Raw genomic sequence first — 11,496 nt, forward strand, 5'->3', positions numbered from 1 at the left:
TTTGGCTTGGGGCGTTCTTTTTTTATGCGAAGGGGAGGTAACTAAATGATGAGTTTGGATTTTGAGAATGAACATCGGCTACTACTAGAGGGGCATTTAAGCCTCAGGACGGGGGAGCGGAGAGGACGATTACTTAGAGGGCATCAATATGCTGAAAAACTATTACTTAAAAATGTCTGGTGGCCGCTATTCGGCAACTTGGACAATTTGCATCCGGAATATGAGGTGTATGATTGGAATCGCAAGTCACAGTTTCTTGATGTGGCCTTTCTCCCACCATTCGGACGGTTTGGACTAGAATGCGACGGGTTTCAGAGTCATGTTAAAGATATGGATCGTGAAAGATTTAGTTATTCTTTAAACCGAGACACCTTTTTAACGGGAATGGGATGGAAAATCATACATTTTTCATTCGATGATGTGCAGAACCGCCCGGAGATTTGCCGAATGCTACTACAAACGGTTATTGGACCCTCCTTAATCAGAAAAAGCTCAGTGAATTCTATTTCTCCTTTAGAGAGAGAAGTTACACGCTTAGCATGGAATTTGGGGAAAGGAATTCGTCCCAAAGACGTTATGAATCATTATAATGTAAATTTCCGCACTGCTCGCAAGTGGTTGCAGAGCTTAGTGGATAAGGGGCTCCTGCGCCCGATTATTAAAAATGCATATATTTGTTACTATGAGCCGGTAGAAGGATTGTCGGAAGGGTTGTTTTAGTTCTAGGAGATTCGAGGCCAATGTTATACTAGGCGGGCATCCTGTGAATAGTTAAAGGTAAGATTAGTGTATTTGATGCAACAATTTATTGGATGTTACGGCGATTCTAGCGAATTGTTGTACGTAGTGCAACTTTTTTGGATACTTATAGATGCAAGAGTTTGAAATTGATGCTTTATGTACAACATTTAGTTGATGGAGCACTGTATAGTGGATTAAAGATGTATTTTCTACAATATTTTGGGGAGAGGCGGATTAATCCAGACCAATCCAGATGCAGACAGGAGCAACTGAAAGTCCAAATATTCTCTATAGCCACGGCCAGTCCAGAACTAGAAAAAAGATAGTTTCATTTTAAAGTGAATATATTTATCTGATTTGAACCAGACATTGATAGCAATCTGCACATTGTACTATATAAATGTTGGTAAACACATGGCGCTGAGATGTGATATTTGATACAATTATCAAGTTAAGCAACTAGAAATGACCCGTCAAATGGCGGTTTGGGAGGATATAAATGAAAGAGCAACAAATACGCAGAGAAGACGTGGAGCTGTTGGCACCTGCGGGTGATTGGGACTGTATGCGTGCAGCGGTGGCGAACGGAGCAGATGCTATCTTTTTTGGCGTAGAGAAGTTTAATGCACGGGCTAGAGCGAATAACTTTCGTATGGACGAGCTGCCGGAAATTATGGCGTTTTTGCACAGCTATGGCGTGAAGGGTTTCTTGACCTTTAATATATTGGTTTTTGAAAATGAATTGTCCGATGCAAAAGAACTGATTGACGCTTGTGTTGATGCTGGCGTGGACGCGGTAATTGTACAGGATTTAGGTTTGGTCAAAATGATTCGTGAAATCTCACCGGATTTCCCGATTCATGGTTCGACGCAGATGACGATTACTTCACCGGAAGCGGTCGAGTTTACTAAGCCTTTCGATTTGGAACGTGTGGTATTAGGCCGTGAGAACAATCTGAAGCAAATTAAGACGATTGGGGAGCAAGCCCGCCTGCCGATGGAAGTATTCGTGCACGGAGCTCTATGTGTCTCTTATTCGGGTCAATGTCTAACTTCTGAAATGTGGGGTGGACGTTCCGCTAACCGCGGAGAATGCGCTCAAGCTTGCCGTCTGCCTTATGATCTGATGGTGGATGGTGAAGTTAAACCTATGGGTGATGTGACTTATTTGCTCTCCCCTAAGGATTTGGCAGCTATTGATCTTATGCCTGAGCTGATCGAGGCAGGTGTAACTTCTTTCAAAATTGAAGGTCGTCTCAAGACCCCGGAATACGTTGCGAATGTAGTTAGTAAATACCGTAAAGCGATTGACCGGTATTTTGATGGGGATATGTCTAAACCATCGAAGGAAGAAGTGCGCGAGCTGCAACAAAGCTTCTCTCGTGGGTTTACGCATGGTTTTCTAGACGGAACGAACAATAAAAAACTCGTAGACGGCACTTTCCCGAAAAGTCGGGGTGTATATCTCGGAACGGTTGAGCAAATTCTTCGTGACGGCGTAGTGTGCCGTATTCATGCACCGCTTAAGCGGGGAGACGGAATTGTGTTTGATGCAGGGGATCCGACGAAAAAAGAAGAAGGTGGACGCGTCTACGACCTTCGTCGTAAAGGTGTGAAGCTCGAAGGCGAAGCCGGAGAAGGTTGGATCATTGACATCGTAGCCGGTCGTAATGATGTTGATTTGCGTCGTCTAAATGTCGGTGACCGCATTTGGAAGACGAATGACCCTGCGCTAGATAAAGCGCTTCGTCAGACATATGAAACCGAGAAGCCGTACCGGGTATTCCCGGTACATGTGCGAGTGCAGGGCTGCGTCGGCGAGAAGCTGACGACTTGGTGGACGGACGTTCAGAAGAATGTTACCGTCCGTGTGGACTCGGAGCTCGCGCTGGAAACAGCGCAAAAGCGTCCGATGGATGCCGCGCTGCTGGAAGAACAATTCGGCCGCCTGGGCGGGACCGTGTTCCAGCTTGACGCGCTAGAGTCGCATCTGCAAGGCGACGTGATCGTCCCTATGCGCGAGCTGAACAGCATCCGCCGCCAAGCGGTGGAGCTGCTTGCGGGCGAGCGCCCGAAACCGCCCGTTTACGTGAAACGGGCGATCGAGGTCTACGGCGACGCTACCCGCAGGGGCGTCGCTCCTGATCACGGTGGTGAAGCGGAGCTCACCGCGCTGTGCCGCAGCCTGCCGCAGGTGCAGGCTGCACTCGAGGCCGGCGTGAGAAACATCTACGCCGACTTCGAGTTTATCAAGCAGTTCCCGGCCGCGGTAGATGCGGTACGGGCTGCAGGGGCCAGCATCGCGCTGGCCACGCCGCGCATTCATATGCCGGGCGAGAATGGCTACCACGCCAATATCCTGCGCCTGCAGCCTGATGCCGTGTTAGTACGCAACACCGGTGCGCTGTATTATTATCTGCGCCGCCGTCAGGAGCAACCGGATGCTGTGCATCCACGCCTGATTGGCGATTTCTCGCTGAATATCGCCAATCATAAGGCAGTGGATCTTTTCCTCGAAGCAGGCTGTGACGTGGTTACGCCTTCTTACGATCTGAACATTCAACAGATGGTTGATCTACTTGAACACAGCGATACTTCTCGCATGGAGATCGTAATCCATCAGCATTTGCCGATGTTCCACACAGAGCACTGTGTATACTGCACCTTCATGAGTGAAGGTACAGACTTTACGAACTGTGGACGCCCATGCGAAGATCACCGTGCTTCTTTGCAAGACCGTATTGGAATGTCACATCCAGTTCGTGTGGATGAAGGCTGCCGTAATACCGTCTATAACGCAGTCGAGCAGTCTGGTGCGGAGTATTTGAACAATTTCCGTGATCTGGGTGTATCCTCGTACCGCGTGGAGTTCCTGGAAGAAACACCAGAGCAAGTGGCCGAGGTAATTAGCCTTTACAGCCGCGCACTGCGTGGCGAGATCTCAGGTACGCAAGTATGGAAGAGCTTGAAGGCTACCAATCAGTTGGGGGTTACGCGGGGGCAATTGGTGAACGCGAAGTAATAAAGGGAAGATATAGGGCTAGGTGACTACCAGAATATGCTGGAGTTGCTTGGCCCTTTTTTGTAGATATCATCTCGTCCTCCTCATTACTTGCATATACTAGATAGTATATCGTACGAGATAGTAAAGCATCTCATCCATCTCCGATTTGATTGGAATTGATATACAAATATAACAAACACTCTGACATTAATCTGCTATAACTGCTATAATTAAAGGAAATATGCCATTTTACTATACAGAGTATTTAAGATGGAAGAGTAACCGACAGAAGGAGTTAATATGATGAAAATTCGTAAAGCCATTATTCCCGCAGCAGGTCTTGGTACACGCTTTTTGCCTGCGACCAAAGCAATGCCTAAAGAAATGCTGCCGATTGTAGATAAACCGACGATCCAATATATTGTGGAAGAAGCAGTTGCTTCCGGAATCGAGGATATTATTATCGTGACGGGGAAAGGCAAACGTGCGATTGAAGACCATTTCGATAACTCTTTTGAACTTGAGTTTAACTTAGCTGAGAAGCAGAAGTGGGAGCTACTTGAATCCGTTCGTAAATCTTCCGAGATGGCTGATATCCATTACATTCGCCAAAAAGAACCAAGAGGTCTTGGACATGCGATTTGGTGTGCTCGTAAATTCATAGGCAATGAACCGTTTGCAGTTCTGCTAGGTGATGATATTGTTGAAGCAAACAAACCGTGTCTCAAACAGATGATGGAAGTATACGAGCAGTACAAATCCTCCATCGTGGGAGTCCAGCCTGTGCCTTGGGAAGAAGTTTCCCGCTATGGATTGGTGGACGGAACTGAATTGGCTGAGAGGGTCTATAAGGCCAACCGTCTAGTAGAGAAGCCAAAGAGAGAAGATGCTCCTTCTAATCTAGCGATTCTAGGACGGTACATCTTAACTCCACGTATCTTTGATATGCTTGGTGAGCAGCAGGTGGGCGTAGGTGGAGAAATTCAGCTGACGGATGCCATCTCCCGCTTAAGTGAAGTGGAGCGGATTATTGCTTATGACTTTGAAGGCAAGCGTCATGATGTGGGGGAGAAGATGGGGTTCATACAGACCACTATACATTATGCACTTCAGCATGAAGAGCTTAAAGATGATTTACTTCGTTATATGAAAGAGCTTGTCGATAGTGAGGTTGCTAAGGCAGGGCTTTAAGTAGAACTCATATCATCGAAAAATAGCGTGCCACTGTAATCACAGTGGCACGCTATTTTCATTTCTTTCTTTAAAACTGTGTGTTTACGATTGTCTCGATCTGAGCTGCTTCTGCAGGATCAGCTGCGATCAACTTATCATAGACTGTTTGATCCTCATTGTTTGATTTCTTCAATGCAGCAAGGTACCAACGAGCAATCTCACGATTCGTTGCATTTGTGAAATCATCACTCAGACCAAGTTTCAAGGTCCCAATAGCATTTTGTAACTGCCCAGACATCAACTGAATTCTGCCCGCATTCAGAGCGATGCTTGGAGTAAGAATTGCGTGGTCACCAACCACTTGGTTATAAGCTTGTAGCCCAATCTTGAGATTAAGTAGTTTACTAGCATCGTCTTGCCCCGCACGAGCTTGTTCTGTCAGCTCATAAGCGCGGTTGATGAGCGCATCATACCAGTTCATATCCCAGAGTGTTCCATTGTTAATGATATCTGCGTAACTTTCATTAAAGCCAAGTTTCAAGGTAGCAGCAGCATCTTCAGCCTGTCCAGAGATTTGCTGCATTTTACCGACGTTCAAAGCTATAGTTGGTGTTACTGAGAATGGTCGTCCTTGCAATTGTTCTGGTGGAAGTGTCTTCAGATGTTCTACCCCGGCGAGAACATGATTGTATGCATTAAACTCTTCTGTGAAATACTCCTCCTTCTTAGCGTCATCCTTTTGATTAAGTGCTTGTTGACCTAATGCAAAGGAACGGCTAATGAGTGTGTCGTACCATTCAATATCCCAGTTGAACTTATCTGCATTGTCGCGGTAAACACCGTACGCGAGATCACGTTGGCCTTTTAAATCATAATAGCTTACCAATTGAGTTAGAAGATTTTTATTGTATGGCTCATCTTCGAGTGCGCGAGTCAGCACGCTATAAGCCTCATTTAGAAATTGCTCATCTTGGTTTTGGCTAAAAACCTGTTGATCTAAAGAGGCTAGGTACAAGGCTGACTCCGGATGACCTGGACGTGTTTTTAGAGCCTCAGTTAATGGTTTCTTAATTTCTTCGTAAGAAGTACTAACCCCAATTAAAGTTTTACCTTTTAGGGCAGCATTACTGGAACCAATATAGCTAATTGAGAGGAACATCAGGAATACTGAGCCTACCGTGAGTACAGCGAAATATCCAAGTCGCAAACCGGTTTTATTCCAACTTTTACTTATTAGCTGTTTGCTATCCATGACTACTGCCATACCTGCTAGTCCAAGGAAGACGAGTATCCCCATAAAAGCATAACTCATATTGAAATCGAGTAGACTGTGCACAAGTATAGATAGAGCAATAATTAGATAAAAGAAACCATTCTCAAAATCATTTTTATCCCGTTTCACATACCCACGGATGTATTTATAGAAAATATACAAAATGAATCCCATAAATGCGATGAACCCAAGGATCCCAACTTCAATCAAATATTGTAAAAAGAAGTTATGCACTTGGCGGCTAGTGTAAGGGTTGTTCTGATAATGCTCATACAGTGAGGACCAGCCACCACCACCAGCACCAAGGATCGGATAGTCTTTAACTACCTTCAAGGCATCTTTATAAAAAGTAATCCGCTCGAGTACGCTATGTTGCTGGAAGTTGATGTTCTCGAGACGAGTCGCCATATTGCTAGGTAAGATATTTTTTGCACTTGTGCCTATCAGCAGGAAAGCTACAATACCGACGAGAGCAACAGAACCGAGTGGGATCCATAAACCTGTCAGTTTACGCGAAGACCAATTACTTAGCCTCTCTTCCAGCCAAGGCGCGACAAAACGCTGAATGGCCCAAGATACCACAGCAACTGCTAGTGAAGCTCCAAGCAGGTATCCCCAGCCTTTTAAGGCGCCAGAAGAAGTGAAATTCGCATTTAACTCTATTCCCAGGTTAGTCACTGGAGTCGTAATGAGCAATGAAGCAATACCAGCAACGCCAAGATGCAGAATCCAGAGGATTTGCTGTGCGGGTTTCAAGAACAATAGAAGTAAAATGAACACAACAGGTAGCAATACTAAGCCACCGCGCGATAATGTTAATAAGATCGATACAATAATGGGAACTAACATAAAGCTGTGTGTCAATGTTCCATACCATTTCTTAGTGCGAATAAGGGCGAATATCGATACAAACAGAAAGGCCATCAAGAAGGCGGCGTAAGTATTTGCATATTGAAAGATCGAAGTCAGACGAAGTCCATTAGAATCCGTCATAACTGCATCTAAGTAGATACCGTTTCTAACGGTGTTCGAGAACCAACCCACGAAAGCTCCCGCTAATTTACTGCTACCTAGCCAATTTAAAAGTCCAAAACCTACTATGAAATAAGCAATTGCTAAAATAGCATTCTGAATGACAACATTTACTTGCTTTTGCTTCAAGAGATGAAAGGCTATAATGAAGACTGCAACATACATGCTCTGAATAAACAGCATATTCATCGCCATATAATGAGAAACCGCGACAAACAATGATAGAGCATAAGTCAGAGGTAGTAATATTGAAGTTGAAGCTACTAAGTCCCTCTGTTCATCTAGTTTGAACTTTTTGTAGTATAAGCCAACGCAGACAAGCAGCAAAAGTCCACTTACTAGCGCGGACACATATATGGGCTTCTCGAAGTCTAACTGCTGTCCGTTAAATAATCCCACTTGAAATGGGGCCCAACATAAAAATAAAATAAAAGCAACAACCAAGGCCCAAATCGGACTTGCTGTCTTTTCAACATTTCGCGACTGAGCTGCATTTTTACCGTATACTGGTTTCGACACGTTATAATCTCCTTTTCCTGTAGGTACGACAATATTTTAGCATAATTTTATTGACATAGTCTTGTACTAATTAATAAGTCATGCGACTAGGTTAGTTAGTCGATATAAATATATTTGGCCTGAAACCTTAAGATCCGAGTTGGGATTTAGGGTTTCAGGCCAATGTTTTTATGGTACGTTACGAATTTAAATGAATGAAATTATCTTAAAAATTGAAATTAAGATGGGTATCCTTTAAAAGAGGTGCATTTTTGTCCTTGGCCGATAACACTGGTACTACATCTATAGGCCACTCAATTCCTATTGAAGGGTCATTCCAAAGAATTCCCCCATCACACTCCGGTGCATATAACTCATCCACTTTATATTGGACCTCAACATCTTCCTCTAATGTCATGAAACCATGAGCAAAGCCCTTGGGAATAAGCAATTGTTTTTTATTTTCGGCTGAAAGTTTAATTCCGAACCATTGACCGAAAGTAGGACTTCCCTTGCGAACATCGACAGCGACGTCAAAAATAGATCCACGCGTACAACGAACAAGTTTTGTTTGTGCTTTAGGATTTAATTGATAATGAAGTCCCCGAAGTGTTCCTTTAGTAGCCGAATAGGATTGATTATCTTGCACGAAATCAAAAGAGAGACCATTTTCTTTGAATGTATTCTCACTATAAGTTTCCATAAACCAGCCTCGGTGATCCCCGAAGACAGCCGGTTCGAGAATTAGAACGCCTTCTAGTTTTGTTTGAATGATTTTCATGAGTGACTCTCTCCCGCTTTTCAATATTGTATTTTACCAGTAGCTACCTTGATCAGATATTGTCCATATCCTGTCTTACTTAGTTTTTGCCCGCACTCCAACAGGTGCTCTTTGGTAATCCATCCGTTAATATATGCAATTTCTTCCGGTGCGGAAATCTTTATGCCTTGATGATCCTCAATTGTTCTGACAAAATTAGTCGCATCGACCAGACTCTGATGTGTACCGGTATCGAGCCAAGTAAAGCCTCGGCCTAGTAAGGCAACGTCCAATTCTCCCATTTTCAAGTAAGCTTCATTAATCGAGGTGATCTCAAGCTCACCCCGACTCGAAGGCTTCACTTCCTTTGCCAAAGATACGACGCGATTGTCATAAAAATATAAGCCTGTAATCGCATAGTTGGATTTTGGATGTTCCGGCTTTTCTTCCACACTTAGCACTTTACCGGTGCTATCAAATTCAACTACGCCAAATCGCTCTGGATCAAGTACATGATAGCCGAATACGGTTGCACCGCGTTCTTTTTTAGCTGCCTGTTTAAGAAGTTTGGTCATCCCATTTCCGTAATAAATGTTATCTCCAAGGACCATTGCGACTGAATCGTCTCCGATGAATTCTTCGCCTATAATAAAAGCTTGGGCCAACCCGTCTGGGCTTGGTTGAACAATGTACTGCAGCGAAATTCCAAATTGAGAACCATCGCCGAGTAAATTTTCAAAACGAGGGGTATCCTCTGCTGTTGAAATAACTAGGATGTCATTAATGCCAGCCAGCATTAGCGTGGACAAGGGGTAGTAGATCATTGGTTTGTCATAAATTGGCAACAACTGTTTACTGGTTACCATTGTAAGCGGATAGAGGCGCGTTCCGCTTCCACCCGCAAGAATAATGCCTTTCATAAACGGAATCAACTCTCCTTAACTACATATAAATTATGGGGTTCGTATGAACAATTGCGTAATTAATCTATTCTATTCTACGCTTGATGGCCTTAATTTGTCTATTAAAGCGAGAAGGGAAGCTTAACCAATGTTTAATAGTAAATACGACGATTTCTAAAAATTACAATATTATTGATTTTTCATTGCAAGACTGAATCGGGATGACCCTCCGGGTACACGTAGACGAAGGCGATCACAATACGCTCTTTAGTGCTGTGGAGCAGTCGAGTGCGGAAAATTCGAACAACTTTAAAAAGCTAGCGTGTCCTCATACCGTTTCGTGTTTTTGGTGGCGACACCGGAGCAGATAGCGGAGATTATCGGCTTTTGCATCTAAGCGTGTTGCGGTGAAATTTCCGGTACCTAGGTTTGGAAGATACTCAATGCGACCAATCAGTGCCTTGGACAGCACAGAGTAAGATACCGCTAAATATTGCTCATCCTGAGTCTACGTAAATACCTGTTGATCCAGCGGAGATTTAATATCCTCATAAGAGTTAGTGACTCGAATCAGCTGCATGGCCTTACTGGCGTTCATAATGGAACCTTCCTGCGAGGACAATAAAGACCAGAATCCCCATGAACTCATAACTTAAATTAAAGTCCAAAAAATTATGAGCCTGCATGGAGGCTTTGATACTGAAATGAAATAAATGAAGCCATTATCAAAGTCTCCGTCGCCCCGCTTCAGATAAGCGCGGATGTATTTATTATAAATATAAACGATAAAGTTCATAAAGATGATAAAGCCTACAATTCCCATCTCAATTCAATAATGTAGCAAAAAGTTGTGACCTGACAGCTTGTGTACGGGTTGTTCTAATATTTCTCATTTAAGGATGCCCAGCCTCCAACACCGGCACCCAAAATCGGATTATCCTTGACGACCTTCATGGCATCTTTGTAGAAAGTGATACGTTCCAATAAACTGTGCTGCTTAAAATAGATATTTTCCACACGTGTCTGAATAATGTCTGGAAAAATATCACTCATGCTCGTACCTATGAGCAGAAAGCCATAATTGCTGAGTGCAACAGAGGCGGGCGGGAGCTACAGTCCGGCAAGCTTGCGCGAAGACCATCATTCCAACTCCTGCTTTAGACGAGGAGCCAGTTGGGGTTGGATAAACCAACAGTGAACGGCAATCACCACGGAGGCGGTGAGCTGGTAAGCTAAAGTCTCAACCCTCGAAGATGAGGTGAAGGTTGTGTTCAACTCTGTGCTAAACGTAGTGATTGGAGTGGAAATCGTCAGGGCACCGATACCGGAAATCGCGAGTTAAATAATCCAGAGAATCTGTTGCGCAGGTTTCAGGAAGTACAATAGTATAATAAACAAGACCGGCAGCATAACAAGTCCACCACGAGATAAAGTAAGCAACAGCGAAGCGATGATTGGGACAAGCACGAATGTATGAGTTATTGTTTTCCACACCGCTCTTCGAGTGACCAAAGTAAATACAGCAACGACATAAAAACCATTAAGAAAGCGGTATAAGTTTTGGCATATTGGAAGATCGACGTAAGCCGTAGGTCGTTCGTGTCTTTTATTAGAGCATCCAAATATTTACTGTTAATAACAGTGTTGAGCGCACCAGGCTACAGCCAATTTCCAGCAACGAGCCAATTCAGCAGTCCAAGTCCGAAAATGACATACTCGATCGCAAGCACAGTGTTTTGAATGGCAAGATTTAGTTTCTTTTGCTTCAAGAGATATAACGCTATAATGAATACTGCAGTATATACATATTGTATAAATAGTAGGTTCATTGCCATTTAGTGTGACGCCACGTATAAAGAGCGACAACGCATAAACAATGAGTAGCAGCAAGGAAGTGATGGGAAGGAAATAGTGTTGTTTCTCCAGTTTTATTTTTTTGTAGTATAAGCTAATGTATGCCACAGTTAACACCTAGATGGGGCTGGACATTTTTTCAACCTTTCTCGACTAGGCATCGGTTTTACCGTATACTGGTTTCGACACTGATATCTCCTTTTCTTATATGTAACGACAATATTATTTTTGCATAAGACTATACTCAAAGTCAGTGGAA

The 11,496-nt window shown here is 43.7% G+C and carries 8 protein-coding genes; 3 read left to right on the plus strand and 5 right to left on the minus strand.

Annotated elements, in window-relative coordinates:
• The first annotated feature begins 48 nt into the window (after positions 1-48).
• From NSS67_RS05215 to galU, 3 genes are all read left to right on the plus strand, one after another.
• Positions 49-720, plus strand: coding sequence for a hypothetical protein (locus NSS67_RS05215; RefSeq protein ID WP_339320505.1), 672 nt, complete (start codon positions 49-51; stop codon positions 718-720).
• A 520-nt stretch (positions 721-1,240) separates the two neighbouring features.
• Positions 1,241-3,763, plus strand: coding sequence for a U32 family peptidase (locus tag NSS67_RS05220; protein ID WP_339318635.1), 2,523 nt, complete (start codon positions 1,241-1,243; stop codon positions 3,761-3,763).
• Between the two features lie 285 nt (positions 3,764-4,048).
• The gene (gene galU / locus NSS67_RS05225) at positions 4,049-4,936 is read left to right on the plus strand and encodes a UTP--glucose-1-phosphate uridylyltransferase GalU (RefSeq protein WP_339320506.1); all 888 of its coding nucleotides are present in this window, start codon (positions 4,049-4,051) and stop codon (positions 4,934-4,936) included.
• Between the two features lie 70 nt (positions 4,937-5,006).
• On the opposite strand, the gene NSS67_RS05230 is transcribed toward galU, so the two are convergent.
• From NSS67_RS05230 to NSS67_RS05250, 5 genes are all read right to left on the minus strand, one after another.
• Positions 5,007-7,742 carry an O-antigen ligase family protein gene (locus tag NSS67_RS05230; RefSeq protein WP_339318636.1) on the minus strand — a complete coding sequence of 912 codons (2,736 nt, stop codon included), beginning with the start codon at positions 7,740-7,742 and terminating at the stop codon, positions 5,007-5,009.
• Positions 7,743-7,947: 205 nt separating this feature from the next.
• Positions 7,948-8,502: a dTDP-4-dehydrorhamnose 3,5-epimerase gene (rfbC, locus tag NSS67_RS05235; RefSeq protein ID WP_339318637.1), complete on the minus strand. Its 555-nt coding sequence runs from the start codon at positions 8,500-8,502 to the stop codon at positions 7,948-7,950.
• A 20-nt stretch (positions 8,503-8,522) separates the two neighbouring features.
• Positions 8,523-9,401 (minus strand): glucose-1-phosphate thymidylyltransferase RfbA, encoded by an 879-nt coding sequence (gene rfbA / locus NSS67_RS05240; RefSeq protein WP_339318638.1) that lies wholly within the window; start codon positions 9,399-9,401, stop codon positions 8,523-8,525.
• 861 nt (positions 9,402-10,262) lie between these two features.
• Positions 10,263-10,436, minus strand: coding sequence for a hypothetical protein (locus NSS67_RS05245; RefSeq protein WP_339318639.1), 174 nt, complete (start codon positions 10,434-10,436; stop codon positions 10,263-10,265).
• A gap of 605 nt (positions 10,437-11,041) precedes the next feature.
• The gene (locus NSS67_RS05250; RefSeq protein WP_339318640.1) at positions 11,042-11,218 is read right to left on the minus strand and encodes a hypothetical protein; all 177 of its coding nucleotides are present in this window, start codon (positions 11,216-11,218) and stop codon (positions 11,042-11,044) included.
• Between the last annotated feature and the right edge of the window lie 278 nt (positions 11,219-11,496).

This window comes from Paenibacillus sp. FSL R10-2734, from assembly GCF_037963865.1.
In the GTDB taxonomy this organism is placed as follows: Bacteria; Bacillota; Bacilli; order Paenibacillales; family Paenibacillaceae; genus Paenibacillus_AQ.

Excerpts from the sequence above, each read along its gene's own strand:
- galU (WP_339320506.1), top strand. The coding sequence starts at position 4,049 with ATGAAAATTCGTAAAGCCATTATTCCCGCAGCAGGTCTTGGTACACGC.
- NSS67_RS05215 (WP_339320505.1), top strand. The coding sequence starts at position 49 with ATGAGTTTGGATTTTGAGAATGAACATCGGCTACTACTAGAGGGGCAT.
- NSS67_RS05220 (WP_339318635.1), top strand. The coding sequence starts at position 1,241 with ATGAAAGAGCAACAAATACGCAGAGAAGACGTGGAGCTGTTGGCACCT.
- NSS67_RS05250 (WP_339318640.1), bottom strand. The coding sequence starts at position 11,218 with ATGGCAATGAACCTACTATTTATACAATATGTATATACTGCAGTATTC.
- rfbC (WP_339318637.1), bottom strand. The coding sequence starts at position 8,502 with ATGAAAATCATTCAAACAAAACTAGAAGGCGTTCTAATTCTCGAACCG.
- rfbA (WP_339318638.1), bottom strand. The coding sequence starts at position 9,401 with ATGAAAGGCATTATTCTTGCGGGTGGAAGCGGAACGCGCCTCTATCCG.
- NSS67_RS05245 (WP_339318639.1), bottom strand. The coding sequence starts at position 10,436 with ATGAGTGATATTTTTCCAGACATTATTCAGACACGTGTGGAAAATATC.